At 39.0% G+C, this 20,667-nt stretch carries 18 protein-coding genes; 10 read left to right on the forward strand and 8 right to left on the reverse strand.

Translation table 11 applies throughout. The annotated features are described in order from the left end of the window. Positions 1 to 15 precede the first annotated feature (15 nt). The 4 genes from AC3IRT_RS08645 to cobA form a co-directional block, all read right to left on the reverse strand. A complete protein-coding gene (locus AC3IRT_RS08645) occupies positions 16 to 1,455 on the reverse strand; it encodes a sulfatase-like hydrolase/transferase (protein WP_489395979.1) in 1,440 nt (479 codons plus the stop codon). Between the two features lie 58 nt (positions 1,456 to 1,513). Continuing rightward, on the reverse strand, positions 1,514 to 3,037 hold the full coding sequence (locus tag AC3IRT_RS08650) for a sulfatase family protein (RefSeq protein WP_489395980.1): 1,524 nt from the start codon (positions 3,035 to 3,037) through the stop codon (positions 1,514 to 1,516). A gap of 270 nt (positions 3,038 to 3,307) precedes the next feature. Then, complete coding sequence (locus AC3IRT_RS08655; RefSeq protein ID WP_489395981.1) at positions 3,308 to 4,444, reverse strand: formylglycine-generating enzyme family protein; 1,137 nt, start codon at positions 4,442 to 4,444, stop codon at positions 3,308 to 3,310. Positions 4,445 to 5,237: 793 nt separating this feature from the next. Beyond that, positions 5,238 to 6,002, reverse strand: a complete 765-nt coding sequence (gene cobA / locus AC3IRT_RS08660; protein WP_489395982.1) for a uroporphyrinogen-III C-methyltransferase — start codon at positions 6,000 to 6,002, stop codon at positions 5,238 to 5,240. Positions 6,003 to 6,123: 121 nt separating this feature from the next. Between cobA and nirB the strand changes: the two genes are divergently transcribed. From nirB to AC3IRT_RS08680, 4 genes are read left to right on the forward strand one after another with little or no spacing between them, the layout of a single operon-like run. Beyond that, positions 6,124 to 8,649 carry a nitrite reductase large subunit NirB gene (gene nirB, locus AC3IRT_RS08665; RefSeq protein ID WP_489395983.1) on the forward strand — a complete coding sequence of 842 codons (2,526 nt, stop codon included), beginning with the start codon at positions 6,124 to 6,126 and terminating at the stop codon, positions 8,647 to 8,649. 30 nt (positions 8,650 to 8,679) lie between these two features. Next, on the forward strand, positions 8,680 to 9,018 hold the full coding sequence (gene nirD, locus AC3IRT_RS08670; protein WP_489395984.1) for a nitrite reductase small subunit NirD: 339 nt from the start codon (positions 8,680 to 8,682) through the stop codon (positions 9,016 to 9,018). A 29-nt stretch (positions 9,019 to 9,047) separates the two neighbouring features. Continuing rightward, the gene (locus AC3IRT_RS08675; RefSeq protein ID WP_489395985.1) at positions 9,048 to 9,857 is read left to right on the forward strand and encodes a formate/nitrite transporter family protein; all 810 of its coding nucleotides are present in this window, start codon (positions 9,048 to 9,050) and stop codon (positions 9,855 to 9,857) included. Positions 9,858 to 9,867: 10 nt separating this feature from the next. Beyond that, on the forward strand, positions 9,868 to 10,254 hold the full coding sequence (locus AC3IRT_RS08680; RefSeq protein WP_489395986.1) for a hypothetical protein: 387 nt from the start codon (positions 9,868 to 9,870) through the stop codon (positions 10,252 to 10,254). 66 nt (positions 10,255 to 10,320) lie between these two features. On the opposite strand, the gene AC3IRT_RS08685 is transcribed toward AC3IRT_RS08680, so the two are convergent. Both AC3IRT_RS08685 and AC3IRT_RS08690 read right to left on the reverse strand, forming a co-directional pair. Next, a complete protein-coding gene (locus tag AC3IRT_RS08685; protein WP_489395987.1) occupies positions 10,321 to 11,004 on the reverse strand; it encodes a Crp/Fnr family transcriptional regulator in 684 nt (227 codons plus the stop codon). Positions 11,005 to 12,583: 1,579 nt separating this feature from the next. Next, on the reverse strand, positions 12,584 to 12,775 hold the full coding sequence (locus AC3IRT_RS08690) for a hypothetical protein (protein WP_489395988.1): 192 nt from the start codon (positions 12,773 to 12,775) through the stop codon (positions 12,584 to 12,586). 842 nt (positions 12,776 to 13,617) lie between these two features. On the opposite strand from AC3IRT_RS08690, the gene AC3IRT_RS08695 reads away from it, so the two are divergent. From AC3IRT_RS08695 to AC3IRT_RS08720, 6 genes are all read left to right on the forward strand, one after another. Continuing rightward, complete coding sequence (locus AC3IRT_RS08695) at positions 13,618 to 14,436, forward strand: DUF4934 domain-containing protein (RefSeq protein ID WP_489395989.1); 819 nt, start codon at positions 13,618 to 13,620, stop codon at positions 14,434 to 14,436. A 23-nt stretch (positions 14,437 to 14,459) separates the two neighbouring features. Then, complete coding sequence (locus tag AC3IRT_RS08700; protein ID WP_489393147.1) at positions 14,460 to 14,738, forward strand: transposase; 279 nt, start codon at positions 14,460 to 14,462, stop codon at positions 14,736 to 14,738. Next, positions 14,735 to 15,586 carry an IS3 family transposase gene (locus AC3IRT_RS08705; RefSeq protein WP_489393126.1) on the forward strand — a complete coding sequence of 284 codons (852 nt, stop codon included), beginning with the start codon at positions 14,735 to 14,737 and terminating at the stop codon, positions 15,584 to 15,586. Before AC3IRT_RS08700 ends, AC3IRT_RS08705 begins: the two co-directional genes overlap by 4 nt. A 230-nt stretch (positions 15,587 to 15,816) precedes the next feature. Continuing rightward, entirely contained in the window at positions 15,817 to 16,026 is a 210-nt protein-coding gene (locus AC3IRT_RS08710) for a hypothetical protein (protein ID WP_489395990.1), read from the forward strand. Then, positions 16,016 to 16,624, forward strand: coding sequence for a hypothetical protein (locus AC3IRT_RS08715; protein ID WP_489395991.1), 609 nt, complete (start codon positions 16,016 to 16,018; stop codon positions 16,622 to 16,624). The genes AC3IRT_RS08710 and AC3IRT_RS08715 overlap by 11 nt, the downstream gene beginning before the upstream one ends. 104 nt (positions 16,625 to 16,728) lie before the next feature. Beyond that, on the forward strand, positions 16,729 to 17,586 hold the full coding sequence (locus tag AC3IRT_RS08720; protein ID WP_489395992.1) for a peroxiredoxin family protein: 858 nt from the start codon (positions 16,729 to 16,731) through the stop codon (positions 17,584 to 17,586). A 304-nt stretch (positions 17,587 to 17,890) separates the two neighbouring features. Here the strand turns inward: AC3IRT_RS08720 and AC3IRT_RS08725 are convergent, their stop codons facing one another. Both AC3IRT_RS08725 and AC3IRT_RS08730 read right to left on the reverse strand, forming a co-directional pair. Further along, on the reverse strand, positions 17,891 to 19,123 hold the full coding sequence (locus AC3IRT_RS08725; RefSeq protein WP_489393422.1) for an IS256 family transposase: 1,233 nt from the start codon (positions 19,121 to 19,123) through the stop codon (positions 17,891 to 17,893). Positions 19,124 to 19,206: 83 nt separating this feature from the next. Beyond that, a complete protein-coding gene (locus AC3IRT_RS08730) occupies positions 19,207 to 20,667 on the reverse strand; it encodes a TolC family protein (RefSeq protein WP_489395993.1) in 1,461 nt (486 codons plus the stop codon).

The following is a 20,667-nucleotide window of genomic DNA, read 5'->3' on the forward strand; positions in this document are numbered from 1 at the left end:
AAAACGACAAACCTTTTATTTGGTTATACCATAATACCATTCGATAGCTCTTCTGCTCATCTGTTTAACTTTGATAGGAGATTGCGCAGAGAGATTGTTGCTCTCCATGGGATCCTTGGTGAGATCATAAAGTTCCGGTCTTTCGCCGTCAAAATCACAAAGGAGTTTAAAGTCCCCTTCGCGAACAGCCAGATCAGGTAGGGGCTTATCAAAATCTTTAAAACTCTTCCTGTCTGGTGGACGAGCCCAAAATATGGGCGATTGTCTTGATTTTGTAGCTTTACCAAGCAGAATCGGCAATATATTCTCCCCGTCCATTATCGTATTCGCCACTGCATTCAACCCAACGAAATCCAAAATTGAAGGCTTAAGATCTATGGCCGAAAAATAATTTCGACTGTTACGTGTGCCAGCAACATCGTCAGTAATAAAACCAGGGCCCCAGACGATTAAAGATGAACGAATTCCTCCTTCGTATAGATGTCCCTTATAGCCCTTAAGACCACCAGATCTTCCGGCACCATCCTCGGGTCCATTATCAGAACAAAAAATTATAAGTGTGTTCTCACGGAGCTCATTATCATGGTTAATATATTCAAATAATTTTCCGAATTGCTTATCCATTGCTTCAAGCACCGCCAAATACAAGGCCCTTTTGCCATCTGCTTTCGTCAGTCCATAATCCTCGAAAGCGGGCCAAAATGGGCTATGAACATCATCAGGCCAAATATTGACAAAAAAGGGTTTGCCGCCTTTCTTTGATCTGTGCATAAAATCCATGGCGGCATCAATAAATCCGGTAGTGATTTCCGATCGCTGCATCCAGCTATAAGGCCCTCCGAGCCGCTGCGCATCTTCCCAAATTCGGCCGACCTTTCCAGTGGCATCCTTAGTCAATGGCAATAATTTAGGCCCCATTCCTTCAAAATTGGTCAGTGATTCATCAAAGCCATATTCGGTAATTTTGGGCGCCTCATCTACATCACGCTGACCACCCATATGCCATTTACCAAAATGCCCGGTGGCATAACCTGCTTGTTTCAGATCTTTGGCAAGTATAGGTGCAGAAGTGTCTAACCAATTTACCATTCCACGCTGGGCATTATCATCTCGGCTAGATAAAAAAGAAGTGATGTTCCAACGCTGTGGGTAAGTGCCTGTGGCAATTGCCACTCTGGAAGGAGAACAGATAGGAGCATTTACATAAAACTGGTCAAAGCTAATTCCTCCAGATGCCAATTTATCGATGTTAGGCGTTTGGGCTTCGGTATTGCCAAAACTAGAAAGATCAGACCAACCCATGTCGTCGATAAAAATCATAATTATGTTAGGCTTATTATGGTAGCCCTCAGGATCAACCATATGTTTTTTAGCATTTTGTGTGAAACCCGAAATAATCAGAAATACTAATACGAACAGGAATGAAAACTTTTCCTTAAACTTATATAAACTCATAATTGATCATTAAATTATGTACTCTGTAGCAAGATATACTCAAATTAGCGGTGCCCTATCATTTCTTTATTTCATCATGTACTTTTAAGCACGATAACTCAGCAGGTTTTTCCATTTTGATATCTTTTTGTAAAATTGGTCCAGAAAGTTTAATCTGACTGGCATTATGAGCATCGCCAGGCTTTTCTCCCCTAATCCATTCTCCGGGTAACTTTTTACCATCAATATCATCACGATCGGGAGTCGGATCTTTGGGCTTAGAGTCTCCTGTTTCTAGGATCCATGTATCCAGAGCTTCACGCAAATAATTAAGTATTTTCTGATTTTTTTCAACGGTTACTACGTTGGTAAACTGAAATGGATCTTCAGCAACATTAAACAGTTCTTCTGACGGCCTTGGTACAAGGAACACATCTTCTTGTGTGGGTAGAGTAAGGCTTTCATGATGTTTTTCCCAGAGTTCTTTACCCGCTGGGAATAATTTAGATGACTCCGTTGCCATCACTCTGCGCTCTGGGAAACCATTTCTAATATATACCCAGTTTCCGTTTCTTACCATGCGCTCGTAACCTTGAAAAACATGCCAATTATGTTCGGTAAACACAAAGTCTCGAATAGTTTGCGATCTTCCTTGTAATACCTCATTAAAGCTGACACCCTGTATATGTTCATCTCTATTTAAACCAAGAATATCCAGTAGTGTAGGGGCAATGTCAATCGCACTTAGCAACGCTTGTGTTTCTGCAATCTGCACGCCCGGACCATTCACAATAAAGGGGCTTTTTACGCCACTATCATATAGCCGAACCTTGTTTCTTGGAAAAGGGCTGCCGTTATCACTCATAAAAATGATATAGGTGTTTTCCAATACCTCTTGCCGCTTAAGTTCATCCACCACTACACCCACATAGTAATCTAATCGTGAAACCTCATGATAGTAAGAAGCCAAGTCCTGTCGGGTGTCGACACCATCGTACAACATGGGAGGGACACTAAGTTGCGCGGGATCATACTCTACGCCCTTATCATTGATCTGCCAGTCACGATGAGCATCATGAGCGGCAAACCATAAAAAGAAGGGTTTACTTTTGGGTCTTTCTTGCAGTATACTCAACCAATCTTCTTCTCCTCCAGGACCTTGACCAGAAGATATCAAATCAAAAGCTTTTTTTACTCCTGCACCCATATGATTTTTACCCGAAAGCGCGGTATAATAACCAGCATCTTTCAATTTTTCAGGAAACATAAATTGATCTTTAGGTAGCGGATCATGTAATTCTGGTGCACCGGTATTATGTGGATAACGGCCTGTAATAATGCTGCTTCTACTCGGGCTACAACTACTGGTAGTCACGTACATATTTTTAAACACCAATCCAGCTTTGCCCAACGCGTCAATATTTGGCGTTTTTACATCTTTATTTCCATACAACCCAATGTCACCCCAACCTAGATCATCGGCAATGATAAGAACTATGTTAGGCCCATCTTTCGCGCTGGTTTGGCCAAACGCTAGCTGAACGCAAAAAAGTGTTAGTATTAAACCAGACAGTCTCTTATGTTCTAAAATATATTTCATCATAAAAGTTAGATTGTCATACCCGCGACATTAACACGGACATGCTATTGTTCCGTAAACGACTAATTTCCAATATCTACCATAATCTTACGGTAAAAAACACACCATCAAAGTAAATGAAAATTATCTTCCACAGCAGTTCAATTTTTTGTCGATTTGTATCAAGATATAGAAATTTGTATGCAGCAACAAAGACTACTTTTATCTATCTGCGATCTGTTTTTCTGTCATTTTAACAATGAATAGTACCTCGATCCAGACCGAAGAAAATAATTACTTTGAAGAAACACATCTAAAACCGGTATTCTCCAGAGAAGTATCCATCGATGATTTCATTCTTCCAGAAATCCTGTATCCAGTACAATAAGATTCATGACACATAAAAGAACCTCCCTTTGTTACTTTTTTGGGGACGTTAGGCTCCATTGGATCGTTGCTATTTAGTGATCCCTTGGGGTTCACCGAAACTATTCCATTTAAAGAGTCGTAATAATCTTTGTCGTACCAATCAGCAGTCCATTCCCATACATTCCCAGCCATATCGTAAAGGCCATATCCATTTGATTTGAATGATTTTACAGGTGAAATTGACGCAAATCCATCTCTCACGGTATTATTCATTGGAAAATTGCCTTGCCAGGTATTCGCTTTAGCTTTACCCTGTTCAATAGGTTCATTTCCCCAGGGATATATAGCATCATCTCGCCCGCCTTTTGCAGCAAACTCCCATTCGGCTTCGGTGGGTAAGCGTTTACCTGCCCAATTTGCATAGGCCACTGCATCATCCCAAGAAACTTGGGTAACTGGGTAATTTTCTTTGCCTTTAATCGAACTATCTGGACCTTGTGGATGTCTCCAATTTGCTCCAGCAGTCCAATTCCACCATCCGCCCGGATTGTTCAGGTCTACTTGTCTATCCGGAGCCTTGAATGTTAATGCGGCCGGCACTAAAACATCCTCAGGTGGCTTTGGTGTCCCTGATGGAAGTTGCTTCTTTAACTCTTCCCAGTCGGGTTTTCGTTCTGCAGTCGTTACATAACCCGTCGCCTCCACGAACTCGGCAAATTGTTGATTAGTAACTTCCGTTTCGTCGATCCAAAAACTATCCAATTTAACCTTGTGTGCTGGATATTCATCATTTCTCCCATCTTTATCTGTAGCACCCATCATAAAACTGCCGCCTTTAATAAATTTCATACCCTTATGGGACACTGATTTTATACTTAAAACTGTAGAATCTGTACTATTGGAAGCTTGACCACCAAAACGTGACGGCAACTCACTTGAACAGAAAGCTGCAGTGCGGTGTGTTTTCTGGTCATTTTCATGTTTATTTTTAGGTTGACAAGCGTATAATAAAGTCAGAGAAATAAACAAGACAACTATCTGGTAGCTTGTATGTGTATTCATAGGTGAGAGTGAATTTTTTTCTTTTATTATTGGAAAGATGAGCGTACAACCTAATGGGTTTAGATTAATATCGAAGTAAATATAGTTATTTTTCCATCATCAATCTTAATGCTTCATCACTTACTAATACAAGGTCTTTACTAAATGTATCTTTACTTTTGATTGTCCGTTGCGAAAACGATATCACTTTTTCGATTGTTTTCCAGATTCCTATTAACAGCAGTAAAACTATGAAACAAGCTGCGCAATATACTATTGCGACCATATGTTTTACATCTACCTAAGTAGAAGCAAATTTCGAGAAACTAAATAAAGTCATTAATAATTAAACATAATAGACTTATGCTCCATCACTATCGAAAAAATAAAGTAGAAATATGCTTGCAAATGGCGACTTGAGAAAAAAATCTAAATAGTTCGAATTGAAATACGCAACATCTAGCAATTGAATAAACAATCAGAGTCGTATCAAAAAGTCTTTGGTGGTAATGTACAGTATGATGCGCATTATTTTTCATATTCTATTCAGCACGCATTTAAAGTGAAATTAGCACAGATAAATAAAATATTTTATTTAATTAACGTGTAGTTTTGACTGGGATAGCTATTCTTGGAGGACGCAGACTTTGCGTCTTCAAGTGTTTTTTTTGATAACGAATTGCATATTAGTATCAAATATTTTTAGTACTACACCATTCAACCACTTTCTCTTATAATTGGATACTGTCTAAAATAACACCTGAATTTTATGTGATTATCTTATCGTTTAATAGCATGAAAGGATATCCAGTATTCAGACAACTCTCCTGCTATCAGTTAGGATATTATTGTATAACGTATGCTGGAGGTTGACCACGTCTCCAATAACAATAATCGCAGGGTGAGCCATTTCGTGTTGTTGACTCGTTTTTTGTAAATCTTTGACCGAGCAAGTTGCTATCTTTTGATTGGGACGAGTGGCATGCTGTATAATAGCTGCCGGAGTATCGCCTTTACCATATAATACATACGTTCGCGCTATTTCCGTTAGTTTTCGCATGCCCATATAGATGATCACAGTGGAATTACTTTGAGCCGCAAGCATCAGGTCTGCCGCCATTTCTCCATTGTTTTTCATTCCTGTCAAGGCCCATATGCCTTCACTCACGCCACGATGAGTCAGAGGAATAGCATTGCTGCCAGCGCCTTGCATGCTACTGATTCCCGGAATGTACTCTACAGTGATTCCCAAGCTCTTTGCGTGCAGCCATTCTTCAAATCCTCGTCCAAAAATATAAGGATCACCTCCTTTTAAGCGCACAACCGTAGAAAATCGATTGCAATAATAACTTATTAGTGTGTTGATGTCTTCCTGTGGAACGTATTCGCCGTAAGGATGCTTGCCTACATATACTTTTTTGCAATCTTCTGGACACAAATCGAGTATTTCTTGGCTAACAAGGTTGTCGAACAGTACTATTTTGGATTTTTTTAAGGTGTTATATGCTTTTACAGTCAAAAAATCGGGATCTCCCGGCCCAGATCCGATTATTAAAAGTGTTTTTTCTGATTTATCCATGATATTTGAATTTATTTCTATCAAAAATATGTTTTTTTATGATTTTAGTCATAAAATATTTGATTTTATTAAAAATTTAAACCTACATTAGCTTAAATAAATCATGAAAACACCAGTTTGTATGAATATTATTAAAAAAACAGTGGTAGTTGTAGGTAATGGAATGGTTGGTCACAAGTTTTGTGAAAAATTATTAGCGAAAAGAAACCACTTTAACCTAATTATCTTTAGTGAAGAACCAATTCGTGCTTATGATCGTGTACATCTTACAGATTACTTTAAAAACACTGGAATTAATGATCTTTACCTATCAGATCCCGACTGGTATTCTGCAAATAATATAGATCTGCATTTAAATGATCCCATCATAGCGATAGATACTGTCCAAAAGTTAGTGCAATCTAGGAATGGTGTGCGGATTTCCTACGATTTTATGGTATTTGCTACCGGTTCTGCTGCATTTGTACCGCCAATACCCGGTATAGATAAAGAAGGCGTCTTTTTATATAGAACGATTGAAGATCTGGATCGCATTAAAGAATATGCGCCTCGTGCTCGCAAAGGCGCCGTGATTGGCGGGGGTTTATTAGGATTGGAAGCCGCTAAAGCCTTAGTCGATCTTCAGATTCAAGAAACTGCCGTAGTGGAATTCGCCCCACGACTAATGCCCAGGCAGATTGACAATGCGGCAAGCGCCACTCTGCAAAATAAGTTGCGCACACTAGGTCTTCATTGTCTACTGCATAAATCTACTACACAGATACTCGGAGACGACAAGATCACCGGTTTAGCATTTGCCGATGAGACATCGCTAGATGCGGATATCTTAATCGTATCGGCAGGTATCAAACCTCGTGACGAACTAGCCAAAGAAATCGGGCTAGCAACAGGTGCCCGTGGCGGTATAGTGGTCGATAAAAATATGAGAACATCTGATCCCAGCATATTTGCTGTCGGGGAGTGCGCTTTGTACGAGGAGATGATTTATGGACTCGTGGCGCCTGGTTACGAAATGGCCGAAATTGCTGCCTCTACCATTGTTGGAGAACATAAAACGTTTTCAGGCTTTGATATGAGTACCAAACTCAAGCTGATGGGAGTAGATGTCGCGAGTTTTGGAGATCCTTTTATCTGCGAACCAGACGCGCGAACGATTCATATCGAAGACAAGAATAAGGGCATCTACAAAAGATTGAATATCAGTGCGGATGGTAAAAGATTATTGGGCGGCATCTTGGTAGGAGAAGCGAGCAGTTACAATATGCTGTTGCAGACCGTCAATAACAATATGCCCATTCCCGAACATCCGGAGTTGTTGCTTTTTCACGAAAAGGTCAGTAACCAGCCTGCTGGAACAGGTTTAGATGCATTGCCCGATACCGCTTTGATCTGTAGCTGTGAAGGCATTACGAAGGCGCAGATTTGTGACGCGCTAGCTCAGCCTGGTTGCGAGAATGTAGAAGATGTCAAGAAGTGTACAAAAGCCGGTTCGGGTTGCGGTGGTTGTATCCCCATGGTCAAAGATCTGGTGACGCACACCATGAAGCAGCAAGGAAAATATATCCGCAATACCATCTGCGAACATTTTGATTATAGCAGGCAAGAATTGTTTGATCTGATCAAGATACATGAGCTACACCATTATGATGAAGTACTGGACGATCTAGGGAAAGGACACGGTTGCGAAGTCTGTAAGCCCTTGGTTTCCTCTTTGCTTGCCAGTCTTTGGAATGAAATGATCTTGGGCAAAGGCAATGATGTGGCACAAGATAGTAATGACCGTTTTTTGGCCAATATCCAACGTGGCGGTACGTATTCTGTAGTACCTCGCATTCCCGGTGGCGAAATACGACCGGAAAAGCTCGTCGTGATTGGAGAGGTAGCGAAAAAATACAATCTATACACCAAGATAACGGGCGGCCAACGGATCGATATGTTTGGTGCGCATGTCAATGATCTACCTTTTATTTGGGAAGAACTGATCGCCGCCGGATTTGAAAGCGGACATGCTTATGGAAAGGCCCTGCGTACAGTCAAGAGCTGTGTAGGAAGCACTTGGTGTCGCTTTGGATTGCATGATAGCGTTTCTTTTGCGATCAAAATAGAAGAACGCTATCGTGGCGTGCGTGCACCACACAAATTCAAGTCTGCCGTCAGCGGTTGTATTCGCGAATGTGCAGAAGCACAGAGCAAAGACTTTGGCATTATCGCCACCGAAAAAGGCTGGAACCTTTACGTGTGTGGCAATGGCGGTAGCAAACCACAGCACGCGCTGCTATTGGCCAGCGATATCGATAGCGATACCTGTATTCAGTACTTAGATCGGTTTTTAATGTTTTACATCCGCACAGCCGACCCATTGACGCGCACAGCCACTTGGTTAAATAAGATGGATGGCGGCATCGACTACCTGCGCAATGTCGTCGTGAATGACAGTCTGGGTATGGCCGAGACGTGGGAGCGCGAAATGCAAGCATTGGTCAATACCTATCAATGTGAGTGGAAGGTTGCCGTTAATGATCCAAACATTCGTAAGCGTTTTGTGCACTTTGTGAATGCGCCAGATCAAAAAGACGACACCGTCAAGTTTGATGAAATGCGCGGACAGAAGAAAGCAGCAGATTGGAATACGGTGATCACACCATAACCATTTAACTTTTATATATCTATGGAAACAATGACGACAACAGCATGGGAATTAGCCTGTCATATCGATGATGCGGTAGAGAATGGCGGAGTTTGCGTGCAAATTGGAGGAAAGCAAATTGCCCTATTTTACTTCAAGCGCCGCAATGAATGGTACGCCACCCAGAATGAATGCCCGCATAAAAAACAGATGATTTTGAGTCGAGGAATGACCGGATCGCTTGGCGACACACCAAAGGTCGCTTGTCCATTTCACAAGAAAACATTTGCCTTAGACACCGGCGAATGTCTATCGGGCGATGAATGTGCTATTGCCACCTATCCAGTAAAAGTAGAAGCTGGACTGGTCTATATTTCGTTAGAAAATTAACCTATTTTTTTCCACTAAAACATACCATTATGGATTACATCACGCCACAGGAAGTTGCAGACAACATGATGACGACAGCCGTCAACAAGTCCAAATTATCCGTCGGAGATTTATTAATACGTGGAGCCCTGTCGGGTGCTTTGCTCGCCATTTCGGTCACGCTTGCACTAATGGCGACTACCCAGACCTCGCTCAGTCTTATGGGCGCCTTTGTATTTCCTGTCGGCTTTGTCATTATCGTCATACTGGGTTTAGAGCTGGTGACAGGGAGTTTTGCTTTAGTGCCACTCGCGTGGATGGAGAAGAAAATATCTGGCGGCAACATGCTGAAAAACTTGTTTTGGGTATTTGTGGGCAATCTCGTAGGCAGCTTACTATTTGCCGTGTTATTTTGGGCGGCAAGCACAGAATCCGGACAATTACGCGAGATTGGCGTGATCGAGCAGGCATTGGTATCCATCAGCGAAAAGAAAACCATCGGATATGCCAGCCATGGCGCTCCTGGTTTGTTTTCCGCATTTGTCAAAGCCATATTGTGCAATTGGATGGTCTGCATGGGAGTGATTATGTCCATGACTTCCAAATCTACCTTGGGCAAGATATTGGCTGCCGGTATTCCCATCTTTATCTTCTTTGCCTTGGGTTATGAGCATGCAGTGGTCAATATGTTTGTCATTCCGGCAGGCATGATGTTTGGCGCAAAGGTGAGTATTGGCGATTGGTGGATGTACAATCAGTTGATCGTCACGGCAGGCAATATTGTCGGCGGTTTGCTATTTACTGGTATGGCGATTTACTACACGCATACCACCAAGGCACATCGATTATCTACCAAATAAACCTCCAGTTATGTCTTTTCTAAACATCCTGATCACCTTTCTGTGTTTATGTGTCTTATCTGCCAAAGGGCAAGAAAAAACAGTAAGTACGAAGCTTTTTGAGGGAATCATTGTTGCGGGCTATGTGGATGATGGCGCGTATATAAATTGTACTGGACCTGCGGTCAAATGGAGCAAACCAACCTACAGCATTCTGCTGGGTTTACTTCCTTCTATCAAGATCAAAGAAGATAGAGCAGCCGTCAAGAATTCCATCTTTACACCAACATTAGGCTTTGGCGCTACGGTGATCGTATTGAAAAAGATCGCTATTCAGATACCGACTTTCTACACACCAAAGACAGCGACGACGAATGGGCAGTGGAAATTGGGTGCAGGTACTGGATACAAATTTTAAATGATGGTCATCAAGACTGGAATTACCTGATCCTTTGCGGTTGGTTGATGCGGTAGCGCTCAGGGATTAGATCAAGCTATAATCTCTGAGTTTTATACGATCCAATATCCGGATGCGCTTATTGGCCGTCTCGATGATTTTTTCGTTCTCCAGTTCCAGCATCATGCGGTAGATGCTCTCGTAGGTGCTTCCGATATACGACGCGATATCCGTTTTAGAAAGTCTGATGCCGATATAGCCATCTTCTTCACTTCCCATATCGTGTGCTAATTGCAGGATGCACCACGCTAATCTACCTTTCACAGAGAGCTGCACCTGATTATTGCTCTTCTGTTCAGAAATTTGTAACTCGTCGGCATAAAACAGCAGCATCTCATAAGTAAACTCTGGGTTTCCTTTCAACACCGTTCTAAAGAAATCTAATGGAACAAAACATACTTCACTATTCTCCAGTGCTGCTGCTGAGATCGGGAATCGTGTTTGTGCCGAGGACAAACCTCGATGACCCACGATACTTCCTTTTTTTGCGAAGCGCACAATACTTTCTTTAGCGCCCCATTGCTTGTATACTTTGATTATGCCTTGTTGCACGAAATAAATACCGCTGGCAGCAGTGCCTTCTTGAATAAATTGCTCGCCTTTCTTTAATTTAATGACTTCTCTATTGGCATTGATCACCTCTTTCCATGCCGGGATGATGTGTTTACACATAAAACAGGTGTTCTCGCAGTTTTTTTTCTTTCTTACCATGCTTTTCAGTGAGAAATTTTGCTCCGTTAAGGTAAAAACCTTCATTTTTGACGGTTTATAGCGCAAATATATAACCATTATCATATTCATACAGCAAACCGCAACAAATTAAATGTCCTCTTTGTAAAATAATTGATTTCACCAATAACAGAAACAACTCTAAGTCGAATATTATAGCTGCAATCGCAAACTTTAATCACATTGAACATCCGCGTTTTACTGGATACCACGCAGATAATTATTAAACTTAAAAAGCGCGAGTGTAAAAATGAACTGTGTCACTAGCTTCTTTTAATGTTTGAGGTTTTTTCTCTCCGAACATTAAAAGGATCCGCCTAAGGCTTTGATCCTTTCTCCAAATTTAATGTGCAATTGTTGCATTGTCAAGCCCCAGTTTCGGACAGGCATCGTCCATTTTTTGGAGATATCCCCATACCAACGACTGCAGTGATGCATATGGAGGCAGTATTCAAAAACGTTGCCATATTCTTTTTGAAATGCTGGACAAACTTATAAGTGTGTACCCTAATAGCAAAGTAGGTGTTAAATTTACTCTAATTGCTTACAATACAGTTATCATACGCCCAGACAGGGACACGGGTGACACGCATGAAATATATATTAGATAGGTTGAATAAATATGACCTTGCTCTTATAGAAATTGTCAGCCCAAGACTGGATTTGACTGAAACGTCTCTAAAAATATGGAACGAAGAACTCTATGAATGGTTCTGTTCACATTATTCAGGAACAATGATTGCCAACATGATATTTTCGGCAGTCACTACTAAAATGATCACTTGTATATCATTGAACCTTTGACAAAGTAAAAAAGGGACACTTTACTATTAGTCAAGTACCAACTACGATCACGTTATATTGCACCTAGCAACTACTCTTAGTTTCATGGAATGACAACAGAACGGTTTTATGAAATATCCCACCTGATAACAAAAGCACTACGTACTTTCAAAAGAATGATGGAATTATTTACGTAAACTTCCCTGTCTCTACCATACTATCCTTTCGGATTAAATGTGCTACGATTGCCTCGAAGCCGATATACCTAGGTGCGTCGCGGAAAAAACTTTATTTAACAATAATTAATCAGTACAGGACTGCCCTTGAGAAGTGTGCGTGCTGCTTTGGACTATCTCGTCGATGATATACCGTTGATAACCATAAGATCTTTAGTCTTTTGAGCACTTATAAGTAAACCACCTAAACAGCGAAATAAATATCACATAGTGAGAATCTTACGTAATTACTCTTAACCTAACAAACAATATCCTGTAACCTATTTGTAACCATCCCCTACCACATCTTAAATTCACATATGTATCATAGCGTTTCCGAGGATGATGTTAAAGTTTGCGGCGAATCAACTATTATGTTAAATCCTAAAAATCAGAAAATTATAAATGATTGATTGGTTTTCACAATTTGTATGAATACTAAAACTCTCAAGCCTAACGCAACAAAAACCCATAACACAATAAGGATCAGGGGTGCGAGTGGCCTGCTTTAGATTAGCCCATTTTTAAAGGATTGGTAGAACGTTTCAAATGGCGCTTTAGGTTTATGGGTTGATACCTGCACGGATACCCGATAATTTTTCAAAACGGTTCAATGAGTCAGTTGTTTCTTTGACTAGAAAGTGAGAGGTATCTAAATACTTTCTCAATCCCTTGTTTTGAATGCAGATTTTTAGATTAAAAGTTCCATCTGCTTTATTGTGGTGACTGAACACCTTGGCGCTAACTGTTGCCATAATTTTCAATTTGTCACGCAAACGGACTGTAACCTATTTGTAACATATATTATAATTCCGTTGTGCTTTATAACGAAGCCGTACCATTTTGGTAGCTTGACCCTTAACATTATCAAAATCTGCACAATAATGATTAAAAATACTAATTCCATGAAAATTAAAATGATGATTTCTGTTTAACAAAATGTTATATAACATACCTAGAAAGCTGAGAGAAAACGTTAAATACGAGTACTCTCTAAACTTTATTCATTCCAAAAACACTTTCCAATAAATGTGAAAAAAGTAAATAGCACAAAAATAATTTTTGATAAATCATTACTTATCAAGCTTATATAGGGAAATAGAATTTTAAAAAATCGAATCTTCTATACATGAATATTTATATTTTTTTATTATTATTGGGAAATATTAGATGTGATAATTAAGATTTAGTAATTATCGCGTTTGTAAACACAGCCTATACCGAACGCCATTATTATACATTTTAACTAAGAGAAATTATGACATTAATAAAAAAAAGTTTTGTGTTAGCATCTGTATCATTTTTGCTTACTATGGGATTATATCCTGAATTTGACACTAAGTTGAACGTTACAACTCAAGCTGCCTCTGCCAGCGAATTTAAACCAAAAGAATACGATCCTTATACCTATTATGACCCAAATAGGAAAGTTGATGTTACAAATTGCTTAAATATCCAACGATACAACGAGTGTGTGAGAGGAACTAGACCTGTAACCCCTCCCACCCCGCCCCCTACTCCGCCTCCTGCCACGGCACCGAATTAATTTAATGAATGAGTAAATAAATAGTTTAAGCGTTCGGTATAGTATTTAAACATGAATAAATTAATTGTATTAACTTTTGTTACCTTAATCAACTTAACGGCTTGCAACACACAAGAACCCACTGAAAATGAAACTCTTGCAGCAAATCATTGTGAGATTACGTTGAATGGTAATACCAATGTTGAAGATATGCTACAGATTGATTCATACGAATTCCTCCCTCTGGAAACAAATGATCAGTCGATATTTTCTGATATAAACAAACTAATCTACAGAAATGAGTCAATATACATTTTAGACCGCTTTGGCACAGGCGCATTATTTGTTTTTGATTCAAGTGGAAAGTTTAGATATAAAATTGATGATAGAGGCAGAGGTTACGGTGAATACATAGAACTGAGTGATTTTGATGTTGATCAAAATGGGGATGTATTCATTTATGATGTGCAATCAAGAAAGGTACTTCAATATGATAAGGAGCGTATGGTACACGAAGTGCGGGTCGAACCACCAGCACTAGAATTTTCCTTAAATCCTTATAAGGCCAATGAAATTATACTCTTTAAAACGTTTGACGATATTGATTTCAGCTATCTATTCAATACGTTTGACATCAAGATGAATGAATTTTCATCGCGATATCAGTACAAAGACCATTTTTACGATCGGAGTTACATAGTAAATTATAGTCTGTTCGGGCTGTATCATTCAAACAAATCACGTGTATACTATAAAAGATTTACAAATAACATTTATGCGGTTGAGAATGATGGTATGCCAAAAAAAATAGTGACGCTAAAGAGTGATCAAATCTTGGGAGAAGAAAAAATTGCTACTATAATACTCCCCAAATATTGGACAGCTGATTAAATTCGATAATTTAACAGTTGAAAATGAAAAAAGAGCGTAGAAAATTCAGTCCGGTTTTCAAGACCAAAGTAGTCTTAGAAGCCCTTAAAGAAGTTAGTACCATGCAGGAACTTGCTTCCAAATACAGCCTTCATCCCACACAGATCACCGCTTGGAAACGGGAATTTCTGGAGAAAGCTGACACGGTGTTCGGTTCAGAGAAACCTACACAGAAAGAAGAGTCTAAAGAGAAAGAACTTTATTCCAAGATTGGTGAACTTCAGATCCAAGTTGATTTCTTAAAAAAGGTATTGGGGAAATGAGCATGATTGAAAGGCGCGGACTTGTTTCCCCAGGATATAAACCGCTAAGTATTGTGGGGCAGTGTAAGCTGCTGAATCTTCAGCGTAGCTTCTATTATTTCAAGCCTAAAGGTGAATCCTTGTTGAATCAGTCCATCATGAAGCTAATTGACCGCAAGTTTCTGGACTGTCCATTTTACGGTGTGGAACGGATGACTGCGTATCTCAACAAAGATCTAGGGTATCGTATAAATGCCAAGCGCGTACGGCGTTTATATCGGCTAATGAGCCTTCGGACCATTTACCCAAAGAAGAACCTAAGTAAAGCAAATGCAACACATTACAAATACCCGTACTTACTCAAAGGCTTAAAGATAGAGCGGCCAAGCCAAGTTTGGCAGGCCGACATCACTTATATTCCTATGTTTAGAGGCTTCATGTATATGTTCGCCATTATAGATGTGTATAGTCGAAAGATTGTGGGGTGGAGTATCTCTAATACCATGACGGTGGAATGGTGCAGGGATGTGCTGTTGGAAACAATAGCAGAGCACGGCACTCCTGAAGTATTCAATACCGATCAGGGTTCACAATTTACCAGTCCGATCTTTACCAAAGTCCTCAAGGATAATCGTGTGAGTATATCAATGGATGGAAAAGGAAGAGCGCTGGACAACGTGTTTATCGAAAGGTTCTGGAGGTCATTGAAGCAGGAATACATTTATTTGAACCCACCTAACGGTGGCATGGAGTTATTCCAAGGTGTGAAACGGTATGTCGAATTTTACAATACGGAAAGAAGACATCAGTCTATGGACCATTTTACCCCAAATCAGGTATTCTATCAAAATAATAAAAAAGTGTCGTAAATAAACTTAAGTTTGAACTATTGCTGTCCAGCAAAAAGGGAGTACTATATACTGTGTTAAGGCAAACGGATAACAGGTTGAAAAAATTTAAATATATACAAGACATAATCCAGATATATCAAAATGAGAATTTTTTTTATTTTGGTATAGTTCGAGATGATAATCTTACTAGCGTTCTTCATGATCGAAAGTCCAACTCAACATCTCTTGCCGAAAAAATCTCTTCTAAGATGCCATTAAATAATAACATATATGGTTTATGTGACAAAGGTTTTATAAGCGCTATAGACGTTTCTTTTAAAAATAAAGAGATGTTCATTAAAACAATAAATGATTCCGGTGTTGATAGCAAAGAATTAGTAAAACTTGAAAATATCCAAAATGGTGACAATCCTATTTTAACATTTATCAATTTTAAACAATTGAAAAATGAAATTTGACATATCTATCATAATTATACTGATTGTTTCAACGATAATCATATCATATCTTAATTACAGAAATAAAGAAAATTTTAAGAATTACACATATATAATAGAATCTTCGAACAAATCTATTAATGATTTAGAAGGTAAATGTTTTTATCTTGAATCATTGCTTTTAAAAAACTATGATAGGGAAAATAAAAAGACCCTTAGCAAGGAAATAAACGCACTTAGTTTCTTTGAAAGAATCGATGGCGTTCGACATAAAGTTACATTATCATCAGACAATCGCTATTTAATGGTTTTTCGAAAAAACGGCGGATGTAATGATTGCTTTGACAAAATTTTGTCAAACCTAAATGATTCCCAATTTTCAAACGTGTTTGAGAAATATTCGGTCATTGCAATTATCAATGATAAAACATATGATAGATATAAGGAAAATAACAATATAAATTCCAAAATAAAACTAGTTTTTCTCGAGGGAAATTTCGACGTAGATTACGTTGATAATGCATTTTGCGTTGTGAATGATCATGGGGAAGTTGATGCACTATTTGTTGCTAATTATTACAATTTAAATTACATAACAAATTATCTATTGTTACTTTAGTGGTAGCCTTACCTGTTTCTTCCACATATATCATAATTGTTTTTATTTATATGTTAATACACTTTTAATAAATTTTAAACTGTAATATATTAAAAAATCTAGGAATGAAAATATATTTAATGCTTCATTTAAATGTAAGATATATTGTAAATCTTGTAATGCTTTGGCAATTATGCACAAATTCTGTCTTTGCGCAAAACCAAGATTCAATCAGCTTTGAAAAGGTAAATAAGGAAGTTTGGATGGATTTCTCGGAGAAGATGCAGCAATTGAATACAAAAATTGCGAACCAAAAAGTCGGTTCTAATGAACATTATAAGGATAGTGCAGATATTATTCTTCAAGCATATAAAAATAACGTTGCTGATATAGCTTTAAAATATTATCATCTACCAGATGGTGCAAATAGATTATTTACTTCTAGGCTAAACATCCAAAAAGAATCTTTACGCCGAATTATTGATTCAGTTCCTGCGATAGAGGAGAATATTGCATATATTGAAAGTCTAAAATATCACTTAAAACATAAGCAGATTCAAGTTGGAGATAGATTTTTTGATTTCGATGCTGTAAATATTTTAGGCGATACAATTCGTTTTTCCAGTTTACTAAATTCTAATTTATTGATCATATATGGAGGCCTTAACTGTATGGGCGAAGCAGGTAGAGATCTCATCTCTTCTTTAAGTGAAAAGCATTTAGAATCAAATTTGAAAATAGTTATCTTTGATGATTTATCAGAAAATATTTCTGAGTTGATAGCTTCTAAAGATGAATACAGCAACAATTATTTTTGGATTAGCGATTTCAAGACTGATCATAGCTCAATGAAGATCAGATATGGGTTACAAACTACCCCAACCTTCATCATAATAGATACTAATGGAAAAGTTGTATTCAAAAAAGAATTATTAAATGAAAGCGACATTAGTGATTCGTTAGATACACTAGGACGGTCATAAGATTGGGGCTTAGTGTGAGGATTTAAACTAAACTGTGTCAGATAAAGAGTTTTTATATTGGACACAGCACATGGATAACGAGAAATTTGATTTTGACCGCTTCAAAGAAGAGGCAACGACAAGCCTCTGTAATCTTACCCTAGCTAGCTATGCTACTGAAACAATCAGATGCATAGGTAGCCTTACCTGTTTTGGTAGCCTTACCTGTTTTGGTAAGGCTTCAAAAAGGGAGTGTAAAGCGAACTGTGTCACGTCACTCTTTTTAGGGTTCGTGCTCAGAGGCTGAAAGCCTCGAGTGCGAACCCTAAAAAGAGTTGCCGAAGGCCTTAATTCTATCTCCAAATTTAATATGTAATTGTTGCATTGTCAAACCCCAGTTTCGAATAGGCATAGTCCATTTCTTGGATATATCCTTAATGGTGAGATAAACTAGTTTTAACAGTGCCTGATCCGAGGTGAATGCTCCCTTCGTTTTCGTGATTTTTCTAACCTGCCGGTGCATTGCCTCGATAGCATTTGTCGTATAAATAGCTCTTCGAATCTCGGGTGAATACTCAAAATAAGTAGAAAGATTCCCCCAATTATCCAACCACCCCTTTACCGAAAGTGGATACTTCTTGCCCCATTTTTCATCAAATTCTAAGAGCTTTTCGTAGCCTTGATCCTGATTGATGGCCTGATAGATAGGTTTTAAATCTGCAACAACAGCCTTTTTATCCTTTTCCGGGACATATCGAAGACTTGAACGTATCTGATGAACTATGCAAAGTTGGATCTGGGTTTTGGGATATACCGCTTCGATAGCATCGGGAAAACCCTTTAAGCCGTCGATGCAGGCAACTAGGATATCCTCTACGCCCCGCTGCTTCAGATCGGTCAGTACCGAAAGCCAGAACTTCGCACCCTCATTTTCTGAAAGATAAATACCGATTAGGTCTTTTCGTCCGTCCCGATTTACCCCAAGTATATTGTATACTGCACGGGTTTGAACACTGCCGTTGTCTTTAACTTTATAATGCATGCAGTCCAGAAAAACAAAGGGATATACTGATTCAAGTGGGCGATTGCGCCATTCGTTCATCGCAGGAATGACCTTGTCGGTGATGTTGGATATTTCCGTAGCAGATATGTCCATCGCATACATTTCTTTCACATAGCCCGAAATATCTCGTGTGCTCATGCCTCTAGCATACATGGCAATCACGTTTCCTTCCAGTTCATCAGTAATGATTAACTGGCGCTTGGGAATTATCTTAGGCTCAAAAGTGCCGTTTCGATCACGGCCACTCTCCAGTTCAAAATGACCAGACTGAAGGCTTCGTACCGTCTTTTTGGTCTTCCCGTTTTTACGATTGAGCTCGCCAGATGCTTTATTTTCTTGTAGATGGTGATTCAGCTCACCTTCAAGCATACTTTCAAGAAGGTGTTTCAGCATTGGAGCAAAAACACCATCAGTACCACCCATTTTCTTGCCTTCATACAGGCTTTTCATTGCTTCTTCTTTGAAGCGCTCAAAGTCAAATCCCTCTTTTTCCATTGTTATGTGTCTAATATAAAAAATCTATACTTGACACAGTTTAGTTTACACCCTCTTCAAAAAGGGTAAGGCTTCACATACAATTAACGCTCCGTATATTTCAGTGACCGCTCTTTTTCAAAATCGTATAGCGTATATCTTCTAATCGTGTAATATAACACCCAATAATTCCTTATCGCTGCGATGTAGTTATTAGTTGTCAGGTCTTTTTGAGATTGGGCAATGTTTAAGTCATTTATCGTAGCAGACCCTCGAAGGAATCTATCTTTTTGAAGCTCAAAATTTTGAATAGCCACACGTTGACTTTCTTCCGCAATTTGCATCTGTTGTTGTTGTAGTCCCCATCGAGCGGTATGAAGTGTAATCTCTTGCTCCAGAGTCAACTGTTCTTGTTTGATTTCACTTTCTACCATAGCAAGGTTACTTTCTGCTTGCTGCCGCTGTGTTTTAGCATACCCCCAGTCTAAAATAGGTACAGAAAAACCCACGACGACACGTTGCTGGTTCTCTAGAGCTGTAAGCAAATTACTAAGTCTTGGAGCGGTACTGGCTACCCCAAAATTTGCTCGTACATTGAACCGTAGTCCTGTAGAGGATTTGGTTTCCATCACCTGTTTTTCTGCCTCAAGACGTTGCAGCCTAAACTTCATTACGTTGTGACTATTCTCTTTAGCAAATGTTAAGGCATCTTCATACTTAATAGTAAAGAAATCAACGAAAAAGTTCTCATCTAATACGATCCTATCGTCCAGCAATAGATAGCGTGAAAACTGCTGCGTTTCTAGTACAAGATCAATACTATCTTGTGTGAGCTGTCTTCTAAAATCAAGAATATTAAGCCGCAATTGCAGAATTTCGTTATTGTCAACGGTCCCCAGTTTGAAGCGATCCTGAGTGATACGATATAAAGTATCTGCATTGGCCAGATTCTGTCGTGACAAATTTAATCGAGATTGAGCGGCTAGCATATTAAAATAATATTCTACTGTTGTACCCGCGATACTTTCCATATCTGTTAAAAACTGGCGTTCGGCAGATTCTAATTGCAATGGCTCAATTTCTTTTTGCCATTTGAAAGCATTATAACCTATGTTGTTTTGGAAATATTCGATAGCAAATGGTGTCGAAGCGTAAGTAACCTGACGATTATCCCCAAATACATCAATCCTATTCAACGACGTATTTGCAGAGATCGTGCCTCCTGTAAAACCCAAATTCTGTCGAAGACCTAAATTCAATGAACTGTATGCCTGATTTTGACTAACAAAAATATCCTCTCCACTGGGGAGTGTGATTCTCGATATTGCACGCGAATAATCAGGAATATTGCCATCCAAATACAATGATGGTAAAAATGAAGCTTTAAAGTTCATAAAGCGCCAAGAACTCGCTTGCATACGATTTTGTGCTACTTTAAAAGCGTAGGATTTTTCTTGTGCAAGACGAATGGCTTTTTCAAGCGTCAACAGATTATCCTGCGCAAAACTTTGGAGCACCAAAGCAAAGCTCAATACGACTAAAGCGCAGGTAGTAACAATTTTCAT

Source organism: Sphingobacterium sp. KH_072 (assembly GCF_057837975.1).

Bases quoted from the DNA above. Each gene is read 5' to 3' on its own strand.
- AC3IRT_RS08645 (WP_489395979.1), bottom strand. From the start codon at position 1,455: ATGAGTTTATATAAGTTTAAGGAAAAGTTTTCATTCCTGTTCGTATTA.
- AC3IRT_RS08650 (WP_489395980.1), bottom strand. From the start codon at position 3,037: ATGATGAAATATATTTTAGAACATAAGAGACTGTCTGGTTTAATACTA.
- AC3IRT_RS08655 (WP_489395981.1), bottom strand. From the start codon at position 4,444: ATGAATACACATACAAGCTACCAGATAGTTGTCTTGTTTATTTCTCTG.
- cobA (WP_489395982.1), bottom strand. From the start codon at position 6,002: ATGGATAAATCAGAAAAAACACTTTTAATAATCGGATCTGGGCCGGGA.
- nirB (WP_489395983.1), top strand. From the start codon at position 6,124: ATGAATATTATTAAAAAAACAGTGGTAGTTGTAGGTAATGGAATGGTT.
- nirD (WP_489395984.1), top strand. From the start codon at position 8,680: ATGACGACAACAGCATGGGAATTAGCCTGTCATATCGATGATGCGGTA.
- AC3IRT_RS08675 (WP_489395985.1), top strand. From the start codon at position 9,048: ATGGATTACATCACGCCACAGGAAGTTGCAGACAACATGATGACGACA.
- AC3IRT_RS08680 (WP_489395986.1), top strand. From the start codon at position 9,868: ATGTCTTTTCTAAACATCCTGATCACCTTTCTGTGTTTATGTGTCTTA.
- AC3IRT_RS08685 (WP_489395987.1), bottom strand. From the start codon at position 11,004: ATGGTAAGAAAGAAAAAAAACTGCGAGAACACCTGTTTTATGTGTAAA.
- AC3IRT_RS08690 (WP_489395988.1), bottom strand. From the start codon at position 12,775: ATGGCAACAGTTAGCGCCAAGGTGTTCAGTCACCACAATAAAGCAGAT.
- AC3IRT_RS08695 (WP_489395989.1), top strand. From the start codon at position 13,618: ATGAATAAATTAATTGTATTAACTTTTGTTACCTTAATCAACTTAACG.
- AC3IRT_RS08700 (WP_489393147.1), top strand. From the start codon at position 14,460: ATGAAAAAAGAGCGTAGAAAATTCAGTCCGGTTTTCAAGACCAAAGTA.
- AC3IRT_RS08705 (WP_489393126.1), top strand. From the start codon at position 14,735: ATGAGCATGATTGAAAGGCGCGGACTTGTTTCCCCAGGATATAAACCG.
- AC3IRT_RS08710 (WP_489395990.1), top strand. From the start codon at position 15,817: ATGCCATTAAATAATAACATATATGGTTTATGTGACAAAGGTTTTATA.
- AC3IRT_RS08715 (WP_489395991.1), top strand. From the start codon at position 16,016: ATGAAATTTGACATATCTATCATAATTATACTGATTGTTTCAACGATA.
- AC3IRT_RS08720 (WP_489395992.1), top strand. From the start codon at position 16,729: ATGAAAATATATTTAATGCTTCATTTAAATGTAAGATATATTGTAAAT.
- AC3IRT_RS08725 (WP_489393422.1), bottom strand. From the start codon at position 19,123: ATGGAAAAAGAGGGATTTGACTTTGAGCGCTTCAAAGAAGAAGCAATG.
- AC3IRT_RS08730 (WP_489395993.1), bottom strand. From the start codon at position 20,667: ATGAAAATTGTTACTACCTGCGCTTTAGTCGTATTGAGCTTTGCTTTG.